Raw genomic sequence first — 18,441 nt, forward strand, 5'->3', positions numbered from 1 at the left:
TGGAAGCGCCTTTGATCGTCAGCCGACGATGCCGAGGATGTCGCTTTCCTTCATGATGATCAGGTCTTCGCCGTCGATCTTGACCTCGGTGCCCGACCATTTGCCGAACAGGATCTTGTCGCCGGCCTTGACCTCGAGCGGGTGGATGTCACCGGCATCGTTGCGCGCGCCGGTCCCTGCAGAGACGACTTCGCCTTCCTGCGGCTTTTCCTGGGCGCTGTCGGGAATGATGATCCCGCCGGCGGTTTTCTGATCAGCCTCGACTCGACGGACGAGGACGCGGTCGTGAAGCGGACGAAAATTCATACGCGCTAACCTTGCCTTTCTGGTGCTTTCTGAAAGCGAATGAGTGAATGTCTTGGCACTCGCTCTGGGAGAGTGCCAACCCCCGCCATATGATGGGCGCGGGCCGCAGGTTCAAGGGCCGACAGCGTGAAAATTTGAAAGCGGGATGATCGGGCAACGTCGGGGTGTGTTAGGCGTTTACAACGGTTTGGCGGATCAATAGGGTGGGCGGATGACCACAGCATCCACCGTACCCGCTACCGCCCGCCCCGTCGCCGACAGCGCTGCCGCGACGACATCGAACCGCCGTTTTCTCGGCAAGGCGTGGGGGATATTGGTCGGGATCAAGGACGCGCTGGTCCTCGTCTTCATGCTGCTGTTCTTCATTGCGATCTTCGCGATCCTGTCGGGCCGCCCGAATGCCGCGGCGGTGCGCGACGGTGCGCTGGTCCTCGACCTTGCCGGCGTGGTGTCCGAACAGCCCGCCGATCCCGCACCCTTTGCCGCGCTGCAGGGTCCCGTGACCAGGCAATTCCGCGCGCGCGATATCGTCCGCGCGGTCGAACACGCCGCCAGCGACGACAAGGTGAAGGTGATCGTCCTCGACCTCGACCGCTTCCTTGGTGGGGGACAGGTGACGCTGGAGCGGATCGGCACCGCGCTCGACACCGCGCGCAAGGCTGGCAAGCCCGTCCTTGCCTATGCCACCGCCTATAGCGACGACAGCTATGCGCTCGCCGCGCACGCCTCGGAAATCTGGGTCGACCCGATGGGTGGTGCGCTGTTCACCGGACCCGGCGGCTCACGCCTCTATTACAAGGGGCTGATGGACAAGCTCGGCATCGAGGCGAAGGTCTATCGCGTCGGCACGTTCAAGAGCGCTGTCGAACCCTATATCAGGAGCGACCAGTCGCCCGCCGCGCGCACGATGAACCAGGCCTATGCCGATACCTTGTGGGAGCAATGGCTGGCGCACGTCGTCGCGGCACGGCCCAGGGCGAAGATCGCCGCGTTCACCGGCGATCCGGCGGGCGCGGTCGAAGGCGCCGGCGGCGACCTGGCCAAGGCGGTTGTTGCCGCCGGGCTGGTCGACAAGACGGGCAACCGCATCGCCTTTGGCCGGCGCGTGGCGAACCTCGCAGGCGTCGGTCCCGACAAGGATCGTCCGTGGAAGTTCGCTTCGATCAGGCTCGACGATTACCTCGCCGCGAACGACGCCGATGATAGCGGCGACGAGATTGCCGTCGTGCCGGTGGTCGGAACGATCGTCGACGGCAAGGCGGGGGCGGGGACCGCGGGCGGTACGACGATCGCCACGCAGATCCTCGATGTCGTCGCGCGCGGCGATGCCAAGGCGATCGTCCTGCGCGTCGATTCGCCGGGCGGATCGGCGCTGGCGTCGGAGGAAATCCGCCAGGCGCTGATGTCGGCGCGGGCCAAGGGCCTGCCCGTCGTCGTATCGATGGCCAACGTCGCCGCATCGGGCGGTTTCTGGGTTTCGACCGCGAGCGACCGGATCTTCGCCGAGCCCGATACGATCACCGGATCGATCGGTGTGTTCGGGATCATCCCGACCTTTTCCGGTTCGCTCGACAAGCTCGGCATCGGCGCCGACGGCGTTACCACCACGCCCTTGTCGGGCCAGCCCGATATCTTCGGCGGGACCAGCGAACAGTTTGATCGCGTCGTCCAGGCGAGCATCGAGAATATCTATGGCAAGTTCACCGGCATCGTTGCGGCCAACCGCAAGCTGCCGGTCGAGCGCGTCCGCGAAATCGCCGAGGGGCGCGTCTGGTCGGGCGGCGCGGCACGCCAGCTTGGCCTGATCGACGCGTTCGGCGGACTCGACGAGGCGATGGCGGCGGCGGCCAAGCTTGCCAAGCTCGATCCGGCCAAGGTCCATGCGACCTATTACGAACCGCAGCCCGATGCCTTTGCCGCGATGCTCGCCGATCTGTTCGCCAGCGACCAGGACGACGAACCCGAGGCGCGCGGCATGCTCGCGGTGCTCGGCGCGCGCCACACGCTGCTTGCCGCGCGCGCGGTCAGCGACGTCGAACGGCTGGTTGCCGAGGGCGGATCGGTCCAGGCCGATTGCTTCGAATGCCGCTCGCTGGTCGCGACCGCCGCACCCGATGCGACACGCCTGTCCGGCCTGTGGTCGCGGCTATGGCTGCTCGTCGCGCGCTAGGCCGTAGCTCGGCAGGGCCAGCCCCTTCCAGATCGCCAGCGCGCGCAATCCGAAACCTGCAACGAAAGCAATGCTGGCGGCGGCGACCAAGGGCATGCCCACCAATGTCAGCGCGATGAACAGCGACGATCCCAAGGCGGCGGCGGTGACGTAAAGCTCTGGCCGCATGATGATCGACGGTTCGCCCGCGATGACGTCGCGGATCACGCCGCCGACGCAGGCGGTAATGACGCCCATCATCGCGGCGGGCACCGGGTCGATGCCATAGCGCAGCGCCTTGGCCGCGCCGAACACGGCATAGGCGGCGATCCCGACCGCGTCGAACCAGTCGATCGCCGCGCGTTGCCACAGCGTACCGGGCGCCAGCCAGACGAGTATCGCGGCGACGAGGCAGGCGAGCGCGATCATGCTGTCGTGAACCCAGAAGACCGGCGCACCGATCAGGAGGTCGCGTACCGTGCCGCCGCCGACTCCGGTGACCAGCGCGAAAAAAGCGAAGGTAACGAGCGTCTGTTGCTTGCGCGCGGCGAGCAATGCGCCCGAGATCGCGAACACCGCAATGCCGAGAAGGTCGAGCCAGACCAGGGCAGTCTGGACAAGCGGCGGATCGGTCGGGCTCATCGCGGGCTTCGGTTACGCGATATCCGGAGCTGGCGGATGATCAGCATCGGGAAGGCGAGGAGCAGCGACAGCAAGGCGAGCGCGGCAAAGATCTTGAGCACGGGATTGTTGAAATCCTCGCGCGTGTCGAGATCCATGATGTGGATTCCCCACATGAAGTCATAGGCGCGCCAGAACGGCGTGCGCACCGCGAGCAGCTCTCCGCTATCGGCATCGACATAGGCGTGCGTGCCGTCGGACAGCCTGGCTTGCCAGGCAGGGCGGGGGCGGCGGAAGTCGCCCGGCGCATCGGCGGCGGCAAAACGTGTCATCGCGGTAATCGGTAGGTTGGCGACGATGGCCTTCGCGACGATCGCGCGCGCCTCGGCTTCATCGACAGCCGCGAGCTTCTTTCCGCTGCGCGAATCGAAGCGGGTCGTCGACTCGCCCTGTTCGACGATCCATTGGCCGCCTGAAGGAGATGGCGCGAGGCGCATCGATTTGAGCGGACCCAAGGCCGGGTCGATCATGGGCAGCGCCTCGGCCGCTACGAGGGCGGCGGGTTCCGCGCGCAGATTCTCGCCGCGGACCGCCTCGATCGGTTTCAGCACCATGAACAGCCCCGAGGCGGTCCACAGGATCAACGGCACGCCGATCAGCCAGCCGAGCCAGATGTGCCAGCGATGGAGTTGGCGATAGGTTTTCATGGCAGTGCCCCCTCCGGCCGTGATGCCATCGCACCCTCGCCGGTTGTTCAGATGTGGATCGGCTTGCCCTGGACGCCCATCGCGGCTTCCTTCATCGCTTCGGCATGCGTCGGGTGGGCGTGGCAGGTGTAAGCGATGTCCTCGCTCGTCGCGCCGAATTCCATCGCCACTGCCGCCTCTGCGATCATCGTGCCGGCGACGCTGGCGATCGCCCAGACGCCGAGCACGCGGTCGCTGTCGGCCTCGGCGATGACCTTCACGAAGCCCTCGGGCTCATGGTTGGTCTTGGCGCGGCTGTTGGCCAGCATCGGGAACTTGCCGACCTTGATTCCGCCCTTGTCCTTCATCTTCTCGGCCGCGGCTTCCTCGGTCAGGCCGACGCCGGAAATCTCGGGCAGCGTGTAGACGACCAACGGGATGACGTCGTGATTGACGATGCCGGTCAGCCCGGCGATGTTTTCGGCAACCGCGAGGCCTTCGTCCTCGGCCTTGTGCGCGAGCATCGGGCCGGGAACCACGTCGCCGATCGCCCAGACGCCGTCGACCGCGGTGCGGAACTCGTGATCGATGTCGATCTGCCCGCGTTCGTTGGTCTTCAGCCCCGCCTTGTCGAGCGCGAGGCCGGCGGTGTTGGGCCGGCGCCCGATCGATACGAGTACGCAGTCGGCGGCGATCGTCTCGGCGGCACCGCCCTTGCCGGGTTCGACCGTCACGCTGGCCGAATTGCCCTTGACCGTGACCTTGGTAACCTTGGTGCCGAGCTTGAACTCGATGCCCTGTTTCTTGAATATCTTGCGGGCTTCCTTGCGGACGTCACCGTCGAAACCGGGGAGGATCTCGTCGAGAAATTCGACGCAGGTCACTTTCGCGCCCAATCGCCGCCAGACGCTGCCGAGCTCGAGCCCGATGACGCCGCCGCCGATCACGACCATGTGCTCGGGAACGCTGGCGAGTTCGAGCGCGCCGGTCGAATCGACGATGATCTGCTTGTCGTTGTCGACTTCGACGCCGGGCAGCGGGGTGACGCTTGATCCCGTCGCGACGACGATGTCCCTGGCGGTGACGGTCTTGCCCGCGATGTCGACGCTGTGCGCGCCGGTGAAGGTGGCGCGGCCCTTGAGCCAGTCGACCTTGTTCTTCTTGAACAGGAAGGCGATGCCGCTGGTCAGCTGCTTGACCGCGTCGAGCCGCTGCGCGTGCATCGTGTCGAGGTCGAGCTCGGGGGTCACCTTGACGCCCATCTTGGCCATCGTCCCGTTGGCTGCGGCGTCGAAATACTCGCTCGCGTGGAGCATCGCCTTCGACGGGATGCAGCCGACGTTGAGGCACGTCCCGCCCAGCGTCTCGCGGCTCTCGACGCAGGCGGTCTTGAGGCCGAGCTGCCCGGCGCGGATCGCCGCGACATAGCCGCCGGGCCCGCTGCCGATCACGAGAACATCATAGTCGTAAGTCTGGTCGGTCATGTCTTGCTCCGTTTGCCCCGTTTACGCCGAAGGCTGTCCTTGTCGTATACGTGAGTCCCGCATCTAGAAACAGGACAGGTCTTCGACAAGCTCGGCCCGAACGGGGCTGGGGTTAAAGGTCGATCAGCAGGCGCGTCGGATCCTCGATCGCGTCCTTGATGATCTTGAGGAATGTCACCGCTTCGCGGCCGTCGATCAGGCGGTGGTCGTAGCTGAGCGCGAGATACATCATCGGGCGGATTTCGACCTTGCCGTCGATCGCGACGGGGCGGTCCTCGATCCGGTGCAGGCCGAGCACGGCCGATTGCGGGGGATTGATGATCGGGGTCGACATCAGCGAGCCGAACACGCCGCCATTCGAGATGGTGAAGGTGCCGCCGGTCATGTCTTCCATTGTCAGCTTGCCCGCCTTGGCGCGCGCGCCGAAGTCGCCGATCGTCTTTTCGATGTCGGCGAAGCTCAGTGCCTCGGCATTGCGGATGACGGGAACGACGAGACCGCCAGGCGCCGACACCGCGACCGAGACGTCGACATAATCGTGATAGACGATCTCTTCACCGTCGATCTGCGCATTGACGTTGGGAATGTCCTTGAGCGCGAGGCACGCGGCCTTGGTGAAGAAGCCCATGAAGCCGAGGCGGACGCCGTGCTTTTTCTCGAACAGGTCCTTGTAGCGCGTGCGTGCCGCGATCACCGCGGTCATGTCGACATCGTTGAAGGTGGTCAGCAGCGCGGCAGTGTCCTGCGCCGATTTGAGCCGCTTGGCGATCGTCTGGCGCATCCGCGTCATCTTGACGCGCTCTTCGGCGCGCTCGCCGCCTGCCGACTTGGCTGCAGCAGGCGCAGGCGATGCGGCGGCGGGAGCAGGAGCGGGGGCCTCGCCCTGCTTCTTCGCTGCAGCGAGGACATCTTCCTTGGTCAGGCGACCGTCCTTGCCGGTGCCCTGGACGCGGCTCGGGTCGATCCCGTGTTCAAGGACGAGGCGGCGCACCGCGGGCGACAGCGTCGGCATCTCGCGGTCGGCAGGTCCGTCCTTGCCGCTGCTGCCGTCGATCGCGCGGCGCTGGTCGTCGGGCGCTTCGGGAGCATCGTCGGGATCGCCGTCGCCGGCGGGTTCGGCAATCTTGGTGGGCGCGTCGGCCTTGCTTGCGGCAGGGGCGGGGCTGGCTGCGCTCGATGCCGCAGAGCTAGCCGCGGCGCCGCCTTCTTCGACCACCGCGATGACGGTGCCGACTTCGACGGTCGCGCCTTCGGCGACCTTGTGTTCGCCCATCACGCCGGCAATCGGGCTCGGCACCTCGACCGCGACCTTGTCGGTTTCGAGGCTGGCGATCGGTTCATCGACCGCAACTGCGTCGCCCGGCTGTTTGAGCCATTCGCCGAGCGTCGCTTCGCTGACGCTTTCGCCGAGGGTGGGGACTTTGACTTCGCTTGCCATGATTCTCGTTCCTTGAGGTCAGTCGGTCGCCGGAGCGGACTTGGCCCCGGCTTTCTTGCGCGTGCGGCGGATTTCCTTGCGGACATTGTGGCCGAGCGCGTCGGCGACGAGCGCCGCCTGTTCGGCCTGATGGCGGCTCATCAGCCCGGTCGCGGGCGATGCAGCGGCGGCGCGGCCGGCATAGCGCGGACGCTTGGGCGTCAGCTTGAGCGTCGCAAGGCACTCCTCGATATACGGTTCGACAAAGTTCCACGCGCCCTGGTTCTTGGGCTCTTCCTGGCACCAGACGACGTCTTCGACATTCGTCATTTTCGCGAGCCGCACGGCGAGCGGTTCGCCGGGGAAGGGGTAGAGCTGTTCGAGCCGGACGATCTCGACATCGCTGTCGCCCGCGGCGTCGCGTGCCTCGATCAGGTCATAGGCGACCTTGCCCGAACACAATACGAGGCGCTTGACCGCCTTGTCAGCGGGTTTCGACGGATCGGACTTGATCCGCATGAAATGCTGGTCGTCGAGGAAGTCGGCGCGATCGGACACCGCCATCTTGTGCCGCAGCAGCGACTTGGGCGTCATGATGATCAGCGGTTTGCGGAAATTGCGCATCATCTGGCGCCGCATGACGTGGAAATAGTTCGCCGGGGTCGTGATGTTGCAGACCTGCAGGTTGTCGCCCGCGCACAGCTGGAGGAAGCGTTCGAGCCGCGCCGAGCTGTGCTCTGGCCCCTGGCCTTCGTAGCCGTGCGGCAGGAGCATGACGAGGCCGTTGGCGCGGAGCCATTTGGCTTCGCCCGAGGCGATGAACTGGTCGATCATGATCTGCGCGCCGTTGGCGAAATCGCCGAACTGCGCTTCCCACATGACGAGCGCCTTGGGATCGGCCATCGCATAGCCGTATTCGAAGCCGAGCACGCCGTATTCGGAAAGCGGGCTGTCATAGACCTCGAAGCGGCCATGCGGGACGGTCGCGAGCGGGATGTACTTGGTCTCTTCTTTCTGGTCGAGCCAGACCGCGTGGCGCTGCGAAAACGTGCCGCGGCCCGAATCCTGCCCCGACAGGCGCACCGCATAGCCTTCGGACAATAGCGTGCCCCAGGCGAGCGCTTCGCCGGTTGCCCAATCGAACTTCTCGCCGGTCTTGAACATCTCGCGCTTGGCATCGAGGATGCGGCCGAGCGTCTTGTGGATCGTCAGGTCGTCGGGAACGGTGGTCAGCGTCCGCCCGATCGCGTCGAACAGTTTCTTGCTGACGCCGGTCTCGACATTGCGGCGTGCGGTTTCGGGATCGGCGGGGGTGTGCAGGCCGGTCCAGCGGCCCGAGAACCAGTCGGCCTTGTCGGGCGTATAGTCCTTGCCAGCGGCGAATTCGCCGTCGAGATGGGCGACGAAATCGGCGGTCGTCTGTGCCACCCAGGCATCATCAATGACGCCTTCGTCGACCAGCCGCTGGCCATAGATCGCGCTGACCTTGGGGTGCTTGCGGATCGCGTCGTACATCAACGGCTGGGTGAAGCTGGGTTCGTCGCCTTCGTTGTGGCCGAAGCGGCGATAGCACCACATGTCGATGACGACGTCGCGCTTGAACTGCTGGCGAAAATCGATCGCCAGCTTGCAGGCGAAGGTGACCGCCTCGGGATCGTCGCCGTTGACGTGCAGGATCGGGGCCTGGACACCCTTGGCGACGTCGCTCGGATAGGGCGACGAGCGCGCGAACTGCGGGCTGGTCGTGAAGCCGATCTGGTTGTTGACGATGAAATGGATGCAGCCGCCGGTGTTATAGCCGCGGATGCCCGAGAAGCTGAGGCACTCCCAGACAATTCCCTGGCCGGCATTGGCAGCATCGCCGTGGATCAGCACGGGAAGCGATTTTTCGTGCGTGCCGATATCGCCGGCGAGCACCTGTTGCGCGCGCACCTTGCCGAGCACGACGGGGTCGACCGCCTCGAGATGCGACGGGTTGGGGACCAGCGACATGTGCACCTTGATGCCGTCGAACTCGCGGTCGGTGCTGGTGCCGAGATGGTATTTGACGTCGCCCGAACCGCCGACGTCGTCGGGGTTGGCGCTGCCGCCCTGGAATTCGTGGAAGATCGCGCGATACGGCTTGGCAAGGACGTTGGCGAGGACGTTCAGACGCCCGCGATGCGCCATGCCGTAAACGATGTCCTGGACGCCGTACTGGCCGCCATATTTGATGATCGCCTCGAGCGCAGGGATCATCGCTTCGCCGCCGTCGAGACCGAAGCGCTTGGTGCCGACATATTTCTTGGCGAGAAAGCCTTCCCACTGTTCGCCCTGGATCACCTTGTTGAGGATCGCGCGCTTGCCCTCGGGGGTGAACTCGATGCCCTTTTCGGCGCCTTCCATGCGGTCCTGGAGGAAGCGGCGTTCCTCGACATCGGCGATGTGCATGTATTCGAGGCCGACATTGCCGCAGTAGTTGGCACGCAGGATCGCGACGATGTCCTTGATCGTCGCGCGCTCGCGCCCAAGCACGCCTCCCAAATAGATCGGCCGGTCGAGGTCGGGACCGGTGAAGCCATGATATTCGGGCGTCAGGTCGGCGGGTACATCGCGGTGCGACAGGCCGAGCGGATCGAGATTGGCGGCGAGGTGGCCGCGCACGCGATAGGTCCGGATCAGCAGCATCGCGCGGATCGAATCGTTTGCCGCGCGCTCGACCGCGGCATCGTCGAGCGGCGCGCCGCTCTTGGCCGCGTCGGCGCGAACCGCATCGCGCGCGGCAACCGCCATCTGCGTCGGGTCCATCGCCGCATTGACCGCATCGAGATCCTCGAGCGGCCAGTTCGGGCGCGCCCAGCTCGGTCCGGCCTGCGGTTCGTCAGTTGCGAAGGTCTGCGGTTCGGCGTTCATGTCCTACCTCTCGTGCCCCTGCGAAGGCAGGGGCCCATCACCGGAACGATCGGCCGGGTATCTGCTATGCGCGAATATCGAACCATAAATCCTTCCAATCCGGATTTCCGCTTTCGATCAATCTGATCTTCCAGCTTCGTTTCCATTTCTTGATCTGCAGCTCGCGGTGACGGGCGTTTTGCAGATCGTCGTGTATTTCAAACCAGACCAAGCGTGTGCAGCCGTAAGTCTTACTATGGCCTTCAACCAACCTCTCGCGATGCTGGAATATCCGTGCCAGCAAATTTGACGTCGATCCCGTGTAGATGGCGCCCTGTTTGCGATTGGCCATCATGTAAACCGCGCCGCCCGCCATCGATCATCACTTTGGGTGATGGGCCCCTGCCTGCGCAGGGGCACGATGATGGAACGGTGCAATCAAGTTTCTGTTCAACCCTTGAGCAGGTCGACGAGCGTCGTGCCGAGTTCGCTGGGGCTCTGCGACACGCGGATGCCGGCGGATTCCATGGCCGCGATCTTGTCGTCGGCGCCGCCCTTGCCGCCCGAGACGATCGCCCCGGCATGGCCCATGCGGCGGCCCGGCGGCGCGGTACGGCCGGCGATGAAGCCGACGGTCGGCTTCGATCGGCCCTTCTTGGCCTCGTCCTTCAAAAACTGCGCGGCCTCTTCTTCGGCGCTGCCGCCGATTTCGCCGATCATGATGATGCTCGTCGTTTCGTCGTCGGCGAGGAACAGTTCGAGCACGTCGATGAAGTTGGTGCCGTTGACCGGATCGCCGCCGATGCCGACCGCGGTCGTCTGACCCAGGCCAGCGGCGGTCGTCTGGAACACGGCTTCATAGGTCAGCGTGCCCGAACGCGAGACGACGCCGACCGAGCCCTTCTTGAAGATGCTGCCGGGCATGATGCCGATCTTGCATTCATTGGGGGTCAGCACGCCGGGGCAGTTGGGCCCGATCAGGCGCGACTTCGATCCTTCGAGGCGGCCCTTGACGGTGACCATGTCAAGCACGGGGATGCCCTCGGTGATCGCGACGATCAGCGGGATCTCGGCATCGATCGCCTCGATGATCGAGGCGGCGGCGAACTTGGGCGGGACGTAGATGACGGAAGCGTCGGCGCCGGTGGCGTCGCGCGCCTCGGCAACGGTGTCATAAACGGGCAGGCCGATATGCGTCGTGCCGCCTTTGCCCGGGGTGACGCCGGCGACCATCTTGGTCCCGTAGGCGATCGCCTGCTCGGTATGAAAGGTGCCGGTCGCGCCGGTCATCCCCTGGGTGATGACCTTGGTATTTTTGTCTACGAGAATGCTCATAAATGCTGGTCCTCAGGCGTGTTTTTGTTCGGTAAAGGGTTCGGACGTGTCGTAATCGGAGCGTTGAAGCTGAATGCTGTGCTCATCATAAAACGCCGTCGCATCGAAGCCGTGTTCCCGGTGCGTGGCCATCACGGCGTCGCGTGCCGCGCCCGCAACCGATGCGTCGCGCCAGCGCACGATTGTCGCGATGCGATCGCGGCTGGTCGAGGCGAAGAAAATCTCCGCACCCTCATTGCCGTCGATCCCGGCCAGACATTCGAGCGTGACGCAGATCATCCGGTGAAGCTTGTCGAAAGCTGCGGGTGGTAAGGTAAAGGTATCGATACGGATCAGGGACATTGATTGATGCTCCGGTCTCAGGCGAGGCTGCCATCCAGTTCCTTACACGCGTCGAGCAGTTCCTTGACCGCGTCGACGCTGACCTGGAAGCCCTGCTTGGCCTCGGCGTCGAGCTTGATCTCGACGATGCGTTCGACGCCGCCTTCGCCGATCACGACGGGGACGCCGACATACAGGTCGTCGACGCCGTACTGGCCGGTGAGGTGCGCTGCGGCGGGCAGGACGCGCTTCTTGTCCTTGAGGAAGCTCTCGGCCATCGCGATCGCGCTGGTGGCGGGCGCGTAGAAGGCGCTGCCGTTGCCGAGCAGTTTGACGATCTCGCCGCCGCCGCCGCGCGTGCGCTTGACGATCGCGTCAATCTTGTCCTGCGTGGTCCAGCCCATCTCGACGAGGTCGGGAACAGGGATGCCCGCGACGGTCGAATACTGGACGACGGGGACCATCGTGTCGCCGTGGCCGCCGAGGACGAAGGCGGTGACGTCTTCGACCGAGACGTTGAATTCGTCGGCGAGGAAGTGACGGAAGCGCGCCGAATCAAGCACGCCGGCCATGCCGACGACCATGTTGTGCGGCAGCCCGGAAAATTCGCGCAGCGCCCAGACCATGGCGTCCAATGGGTTGGTGATGCAGATGACGAAGGCGTTGGGCGCGTGCTGTTTGATGCCTTCGCCGACCGCCTTCATGACCTTGAGGTTGATACCGAGCAAATCGTCGCGGCTCATGCCGTCCTTGCGCGGCACGCCGGCGGTGACGATGCAGACGTCGGCACCGGCAATGTCGGCGTAATCGCTCGTGCCCTTCAATTTTGCGTCAAAGCCTTCGACGGGGCCGGCCTGCGACAGGTCGAGCGCCTTGCCCTGGGGGAGGCCGTCGGCGATGTCGAACAATACGACGTCGCCGAGCTCCTTCATTGCGGCGAGATGGGCGAGCGTGCCGCCGATCATTCCGGAACCGATCATCGCAAGCTTCTTGCGGGCCATGGGCGAACCTTTCGAAAAGAGTCGAGGCGCGCCACGAGCGACACGCACGGGGGGATGAAATAGGAAAGGCGCGATTAGGCCGATTGTTCCCTTCGGGCAACCTCGGGCGTCAAACTATCTTTGCACATCATTCGCAATAGCTTTAGCCCGTGTTGCCCTGCGCTCAGCCGGCCAGATCGCGCAGCATCTCGGTCCATATCGCGACGCCGTCGTGGAGCGCCTTGACCGGCAGCCGCTCGTTGAGGCCGTGCGCGCGTTCATCGTCGGGCGAGACGCCCCAGGTGCCGTCGATGCCGTAAACCGGGATTCCCGCGGCACGGAAATAGAGGCCGTCGGTCGCACCGGTCGACATCTGCGGCACGATTGGCGCCGTCGGGAAGCGCGCGCGCACCGCCTTGGTATAGGCGGCGACGACATCGGGACGCAGCGGCGACGGCGGGCTGGCAATCGCGGGTTTGACCGGCTCGACCTCGACACCTTCGCCGGCGATCGCTTTGAGCGCGGCGAGCGTCAGCGCGGGATCCTCGCCGGGCAGGATGCGGCAGTTGACCGTTGCCTGGGCAAGCTGCGGCAGCGCGTTGTCGGCATGGCCGCCCGCGAGGCGCGTCGCGACGCAACGCGTCCGCGTCGTGCCGACCTCGAGCTCGCTCGCCTCGATGATATCGGCGGCAGCGCCATCATCGGGATTGGCGACCCAGGCGCGCATGGCATCGCCGAGCGCGCCGGTCTCCTGCTTGGCGCGCTCGATGTAATAGGCACGCGTGGTTTCGTTGAGCGCGGGCGTGAAGCGATAAACCTCGAGCCGCTTGAGCGCGCCCGCCAGTTCATAGATCGCGTTGTCGGGCCGCGGGCGCGAGCTGTGCCCGCCGCGATTGTGAACGCTCAGCGTAAAGGTCTGATAGACCTTCTCGGCGGTTTGCATGCCAAAGCCGAGCGCGCGGCCGTCGCGGTCGAACGCGCCGCCGCCGGCATCGGCGTTGAGCGCATATTCGGCATTGGTCCATTTCAGCCAGTCGCTTGCGCCGAGGCTGGCGCCGTTCTGGCCGGTCTCCTCGTCGCCGGTGAACAGCACGACGATGTCGCGCGTCGGCTTGAAACCCGCCGCCTTGAGCGCGAGCAGCGAGGCGGTGATTTCGGTCACGCCCTGCTTGTCGTCGCTCGTCCCGCGGCCGTAGAAATAGCCGCCTTCGGTGATCAGCTTGAACGGGTCGCGCTCCCAGTCGGACCGTTTCGCCTCGACGACGTCCATGTGCGCGAGCAGCAGGATCGGCTTGCGATCGGTCTTCTTCGCGGCGGGCCAGCGGACGATCAATGCGGCGGTCTGGTCGCCGGGATCGCCTTCATAAGGAATCACATGGATATCGTCTTCCGCCCAGCCTGCGGTGCGGAATTTGCCCGCGAGATAATTGGCGAGCTTGGGCACTTCGCCGCGGCCCTTGACCGTCGCGGTCTCGATCGCGGTCTGGTAGATTTCGAGCGTCTGCGCCTGTTGATCGTTCGCCGCATGGGCGGGAACCGTGATGGTGGCGGCGCAGCTCAGCAGGATCGCGAGCGAGAACTTGGGACGCATAGGACTTCTCTCCAGGACAGGATAACTCGCCGGCGAAGCTGCGCCGCGCCCGGCCGTGCGTCAAGTCGCGAACCGCTTACGCCGTATCGGGCAGCGGTGCGGCGTCGGGCTCGGCCGGCATCTTGCCCGCGCGTTGCGGCAGGATGAGGATCAGAGCGACGATCGCAACCGTCAGCACGGCGGAAGCGAGCGGGCGGCTGAACGCGAGGCCGCCGTGATCGAGCGGCTTGTCGAGGAAATCGCCGACCGTCGCGCCGAGCGGGCGCGTCAGGATGAATGCTGCCCAGAACAGCGCGCTGTGATTGGCGCGCGTCCAGTAATAGAGCGCGGCGACGACGAGGATCAGCGCGCCGAAGATGAGCGCGCCGCCGCCGAAGCCAATCCCGTTGGTGTCGGCCACCCAGTCGCCGAGCGCGGTTCCGAGCGTTTGCGAAAAGGTGATCGTGATCCAGTAGAACCATTCGGCCTTGGGCGTGGCGATATTGTCGGTCGAAATGCGGCCGAGGCTGACATGCCACAGCGCCAGCGTGCCGAGCACGAGCGCGAGCAGCAGAGCCGATCCACCGGTATAGCCGATCCCCATCGAGCGGGTGACATGATCGGCGAGCGTCGTGCCGAACGTCGTCGAGGCGATGATCGTCGCCCAGTAGAGCGCGGGATGAAAGCCACGCGCCTTGATCTGCGCAACGACGAGCGCGAGGAAGATCACGCCGAAGATCGCGGTGCCGACGAGATAGCCCAGGCTGAGCGTCATCGAGACCGTGTCGCCGCCGGTTTCGCCCAATGTCGTGGCAAGGATCTTGATGATCCAGAAGCCGAGCGTGATCGCGGGAACCTTGGACAAAGCGGCTTTGTGGTCGAACTCGTCGCGGCTGGCGATCATGTCATGCTCCGTTTGCTGCTCTCGTCGGGTCTGACGTTCCCGGATTGCCTTAACCGCAGTCGCCGACAGGATAAATAGTGCAACGGGTCGCGCGCGCGCCGCTCGACTGTGGTGCGAACGGCTCTGACCGATCAGGCGCGCGCGCGGCGCGGGTTATGCTCTTCAGCGTCGTGGGCGAGCAGTATCGCGGCGGCATAGTCGGGCACCGCCCGGCTGAAATAATAGCCCTGGCCGAGCGTGCAGCCTGCCTCGCGCACCGCGCGCACCTGCTCGATGGTCTCGACCCCCTCGGCGACGATGTCCATCCCGAGTTTCGATCCAAGTTCGGCAACGGCGCGGATGATCGCGTCGGTCTTGCGGCCGACGTTCGGACCCGAGACGAAGCTGCGATCGATCTTGATCTTGCTGAAGGGATATTTCTGCACGTAGCTGAGCGACGAATAGCCGGTTCCGAAATCGTCGAGCGCGAACTTGATGCCGATCGCCGACAGGTCGTGAATGAAGTTCTCGGTCGCGTCGTGGTCGTCGAGCAGTAGGCTTTCGGTGACCTCGAGTTCGAGCCGCGACGGATCGAGCCCGGCCTGGCGGATCGCATTGATGATGCCGAGCGCTGCGCCGGGCGCCTTGATCTGTAGCGGCGAGAGGTTGACCGCGAGCGAAATGTCGTCGGGCCAGCGCGCCGCGGCCTTGGCCGCCTGCGCGGTGATCCAGTTGCCGAGCGTCACGATCACGCCGGTTTCTTCGGCCAGCGGGATGAATTCGTCGGGCATCAGTTCGCCCCGGGTCGGGTGAAACCAGCGCACGAGCGCTTCGAAGCCGCGGATCCGCCCCGATTCCAGGTCGACCACCGGCTGGAAATAGACCGACAATTCGTCTTTCAGGATCGCGGCGCGAAGTTCGGCCTCGATCTCGCGCTTGCGGGCGAGATCGCGGTTCATCGACGGGGCGTAAAAACAGGTCTGTCGGCGGCCGTTGACCTTGGCATGGTACAGCGCGAGATCGGCGTTCTGCATCAGCGTTGCCGCGCTCGACGCGTCCTCGGGGAGCAGCGCGACCCCGATCGAGGCGTGGACTTCGAGCCATTTGCGATCGATCCCGACCGGCCGCATGATCTCGGCGTGGATTTCGCTGGCCAGCCGCTCGCTTTCGTGGCGATCGGCAACTTCGCAAAAGACGATGAACTCGTCGCCGCCGAAGCGGGCGACGGTGGCGTGGTCGGGCGAAACTTCGGCGAGCCGGGCAGCAATTTGCGCGAGAACCTGATCGCCGACGGGATGGCCGAACAGGTCGTTGATCTCCTTGAATCGGTCGAGATCGAGCCAGAACAGGGCCAGGATCGTATCCTTGCCGGCGGAGCGCAAGCGTTCGGTCATGTCGTGGTCAAGGCCGGCGCGATTGGCGAGACCGGTGACGACGTCGATCCTCGCAAGATGGCGCATTTCGGCGGCCAGGCGCTCGTTGGTCTCGGCCGAGCCGATCGATTCGCGCAGGACCTTGAACAGGTTGATCGTGATCGTCATCATCGCGACGACCAGGAGCATCAGGTTCGCCGCGAGAAACACGAACGGCAGCGTGCCGATGACCAGCAATGCAATGACGACGGGAAGGACGACGAGGCTGAGCTGGCCCATCGCGATCACGGGTCGCCCGGCGTTGCGGGCGCAGATGCCGACGCCATAACAGAGCGCACTGACCATCAGCAGAATTTCGACCTGTGGGCCGGCGCGGATCAGCAGCGCGACGGCGGCGGTCGCGCCGAGGACGAACGCATAGCTGAACGCGCCGATCTCATAAATGAATTCGAGCAAGCGGGTGCTGCGCGACTGGTCGTCGCAAGCGAGGCTCAGAGCGCCTGCGACGCGGGCGATCGCGATGACCGACAGCAGCGCGCTCAGGAAGACGATCTCGATCTTGCCGCTGACATAGGCGGCGACCCAGGCGCCGACGCTGCCGGTAAACGCACCGATCGCAAGACTGGCAGGCTGGGTATAGAGCGTGCGCACCAGCATCCGGCGAACGCGCTCGGACAGCGCGTCGCTGCCCAGCGAGCGCGCGCCTGCCGCCAAGATGTTTAATGATCGGGCAAATTTTGCCATGGATGCTGCCGTACGCGCAAGACTTCACTGTACAGTTAACAGCTTAGCAGGATCACCGGCGTTGGTGATGCCTATGCGTGAATCACCCGGCGATGGTCTTCAGCCGACATCGTCCCCGACGCCGTGGCCCAGCGCGAGATAGGCCTCCGAGCGCATCTCGAGCAATCGCGAGACGGTGCGGTCGAATTCGAACCGGCCGTCGCCCGCGGGATACAGGCCGTCGGGTTCGGCATCGGCGCTGGCGAGCAGCTTGACGCGATATTCGTAGAGCGCGTCGATCAAGGTGACGAAGCGCGCCGCCTCGTTGCGCATGTCGGGCCCCATCACCGGAATGCCGACGATGATGACGGCGTGGAAGGTCCGCGCGATCGCGAGATAGTCGCTTGCCCCGCGCGCCTCGCCGCACAGGCGTTTGAAACTGAACACCGCGACGCCCTTGAGCGCCTTGGGCACGTGCAGCGTGCGCTTGCCGCCGACCGCCAGTTCGCAACTCGGGACGTGCGCCTTGTCGCTCGGCGGATAGTCGGTGAGGCGAAAGAACGCCTCGCTCAGAGCGGTGGTCGCGGCCGGACCGTTGGGGACATGCCACAGGCTGGCATCGCCCAGCCGGTCGCGGCGGTAATCAGTCGGGCCGTTGAGCGCGATGATGTCGTTTTCCGCCTCGATGGTCGCGATGAAGGGCAGGAAATGCTCTCGGTTGAGGCCGTCCTTGTAGAGGTCGCGCGGCGGCCGGTTCGATGTCGCGACGACGGTCACGCCCTGGCCGAGCAATGCGGTGAACAGCCGCGATATGATCATCGCGTCGGCCGAATTGTTGATCACCATCTCGTCAAACGCGAGCAGGCGCACGCCCTTGGCGATATCCCCGGCGACGGCGTTGACCGGATCGCCCTGTTCGGTCTGGCGCGCGGTCTTGAGCGCGGCGTGGACGTCGAGCATGAAGGCATGGAAATGGACGCGGCGCTTGCGCTCGATTCGCAGCGTTTCGAAGAACAGGTCCATCAGCATCGACTTGCCGCGCCCGACCGCGCCCCACAGATAGGCGCCGCGTGTGCGGTCTGGCTTGCGGTCCAGCAGCCGCGCGATGAAACCGCGTTCGGCGCAGGTCGCCTCGAGCCGGTCCTGCAGGTCGGCGAGCGTCGCGACTGCGGCGGCCTGCTGTGCGTCGGGCTTGAGCTCGCCCGCCTCGATCAGCGCGGCATAGCGCGCGGCGAGGCCGGTCATCCGCCCTTCTTCAACATGCCCGAAAAGCTCGCGACGATGTGCGGGCTGTCGCTGCCGGCCTCCGCGGGCGCCTGGACCAGCCGGCCGCGCAGGAAGACGAGGTGCTTGGTGTCGCGGACGATCTCGACCTCGGCATCGAGCGGCTCGTCGAGTCGCCCCGCGCCGACGAACTGCATCGACAGGTCGACCGTGACGGTGCGCGGCCCCATCGCGATGCCGAGCGTGCGCGCCGCCGCGAACAGCGCGATATCGGCAAAAGCGAGGCTGATCCCGCCATGGACGTTGTCGGCAAGGTTGCTGTGTTTGCGTTCGGGCACGATGCGCACGCGCGCGGTCGTCTTGCCGTTCGGCTGGATCCGCATCGGGCCGAGAAAGTGGTTGAAACGCTCGCCTTCCCTGATCTCCCAGCGGAACCAGCCGGGATGATCGGGATCGGGCCCGAACGCAAAGCGCGGATCGATGTCGGGACCGGTCAAC

16 protein-coding genes are annotated in these 18,441 nt (G+C 65.2%); 1 reads left to right on the top strand and 15 read right to left on the bottom strand.

Features of this window, described 5'->3' with window-relative positions:
• Positions 1–18: 18 nt before the first annotated feature.
• Positions 19–306: a co-chaperone GroES gene (locus tag FSZ31_RS12425; protein WP_147123731.1), complete on the bottom strand. Its 288-nt coding sequence runs from the start codon at positions 304–306 to the stop codon at positions 19–21.
• A gap of 211 nt (positions 307–517) precedes the next feature.
• Here FSZ31_RS12425 and sppA point away from each other — a divergent pair, with 211 nt between their 5' ends.
• On the top strand, positions 518–2,476 hold the full coding sequence (sppA, locus tag FSZ31_RS12430) for a signal peptide peptidase SppA (protein ID WP_147123732.1): 1,959 nt from the start codon (positions 518–520) through the stop codon (positions 2,474–2,476).
• On the opposite strand, the gene FSZ31_RS12435 is transcribed toward sppA, so the two are convergent.
• From FSZ31_RS12435 to FSZ31_RS12500, 14 genes are all read right to left on the bottom strand, one after another.
• Positions 2,453–3,097, bottom strand: coding sequence for a trimeric intracellular cation channel family protein (locus FSZ31_RS12435; protein WP_147123733.1), 645 nt, complete (start codon positions 3,095–3,097; stop codon positions 2,453–2,455). The two genes, sppA and FSZ31_RS12435, sit on opposite strands and share 24 nt — an antisense overlap.
• Positions 3,094–3,783: a PepSY domain-containing protein gene (locus FSZ31_RS12440; RefSeq protein ID WP_147123734.1), complete on the bottom strand. Its 690-nt coding sequence runs from the start codon at positions 3,781–3,783 to the stop codon at positions 3,094–3,096. The genes FSZ31_RS12435 and FSZ31_RS12440 overlap by 4 nt, the downstream gene beginning before the upstream one ends.
• Before the next feature lie 47 nt (positions 3,784–3,830).
• Entirely contained in the window at positions 3,831–5,246 is a 1,416-nt protein-coding gene (lpdA, locus tag FSZ31_RS12445) for a dihydrolipoyl dehydrogenase (RefSeq protein ID WP_147123735.1), read from the bottom strand.
• A gap of 112 nt (positions 5,247–5,358) precedes the next feature.
• Entirely contained in the window at positions 5,359–6,684 is a 1,326-nt protein-coding gene (odhB, locus tag FSZ31_RS12450; RefSeq protein WP_147123736.1) for a 2-oxoglutarate dehydrogenase complex dihydrolipoyllysine-residue succinyltransferase, read from the bottom strand.
• 18 nt (positions 6,685–6,702) lie between these two features.
• Entirely contained in the window at positions 6,703–9,555 is a 2,853-nt protein-coding gene (locus tag FSZ31_RS12455; RefSeq protein ID WP_147123737.1) for a 2-oxoglutarate dehydrogenase E1 component, read from the bottom strand.
• A gap of 64 nt (positions 9,556–9,619) precedes the next feature.
• Positions 9,620–9,910 (bottom strand): GIY-YIG nuclease family protein, encoded by a 291-nt coding sequence (locus FSZ31_RS12460; RefSeq protein WP_408021664.1) that lies wholly within the window; start codon positions 9,908–9,910, stop codon positions 9,620–9,622.
• Between the two features lie 74 nt (positions 9,911–9,984).
• The gene (gene sucD / locus FSZ31_RS12465; protein WP_147123738.1) at positions 9,985–10,869 is read right to left on the bottom strand and encodes a succinate--CoA ligase subunit alpha; all 885 of its coding nucleotides are present in this window, start codon (positions 10,867–10,869) and stop codon (positions 9,985–9,987) included.
• Positions 10,870–10,881: 12 nt separating this feature from the next.
• Positions 10,882–11,211, bottom strand: coding sequence for a hypothetical protein (locus tag FSZ31_RS12470; RefSeq protein WP_147123739.1), 330 nt, complete (start codon positions 11,209–11,211; stop codon positions 10,882–10,884).
• Between the two features lie 17 nt (positions 11,212–11,228).
• Positions 11,229–12,191: a malate dehydrogenase gene (gene mdh / locus FSZ31_RS12475; protein ID WP_147123740.1), complete on the bottom strand. Its 963-nt coding sequence runs from the start codon at positions 12,189–12,191 to the stop codon at positions 11,229–11,231.
• A 163-nt stretch (positions 12,192–12,354) separates the two neighbouring features.
• Positions 12,355–13,761 carry a M20/M25/M40 family metallo-hydrolase gene (locus FSZ31_RS12480; protein ID WP_147123741.1) on the bottom strand — a complete coding sequence of 469 codons (1,407 nt, stop codon included), beginning with the start codon at positions 13,759–13,761 and terminating at the stop codon, positions 12,355–12,357.
• Between the two features lie 76 nt (positions 13,762–13,837).
• Entirely contained in the window at positions 13,838–14,644 is an 807-nt protein-coding gene (locus tag FSZ31_RS12485) for a COG4705 family protein (protein WP_147123742.1), read from the bottom strand.
• 131 nt (positions 14,645–14,775) lie between these two features.
• Entirely contained in the window at positions 14,776–16,740 is a 1,965-nt protein-coding gene (locus tag FSZ31_RS12490) for a putative bifunctional diguanylate cyclase/phosphodiesterase (protein ID WP_147123743.1), read from the bottom strand.
• A 99-nt stretch (positions 16,741–16,839) separates the two neighbouring features.
• Positions 16,840–17,964, bottom strand: a complete 1,125-nt coding sequence (zapE, locus tag FSZ31_RS12495) for a cell division protein ZapE (protein WP_147123744.1) — start codon at positions 17,962–17,964, stop codon at positions 16,840–16,842.
• Positions 17,961–18,440 carry a PaaI family thioesterase gene (locus FSZ31_RS12500; protein ID WP_236643818.1) on the bottom strand — a complete coding sequence of 160 codons (480 nt, stop codon included), beginning with the start codon at positions 18,438–18,440 and terminating at the stop codon, positions 17,961–17,963. Before FSZ31_RS12500 ends, zapE begins: the two co-directional genes overlap by 4 nt.
• Position 18,441: the final 1 nt, after the last annotated feature.

The organism is Flavisphingopyxis soli (genome assembly GCF_007995095.1).
Taxonomy (GTDB): Bacteria; Pseudomonadota; Alphaproteobacteria; order Sphingomonadales; family Sphingomonadaceae; genus Flavisphingopyxis; species Flavisphingopyxis soli.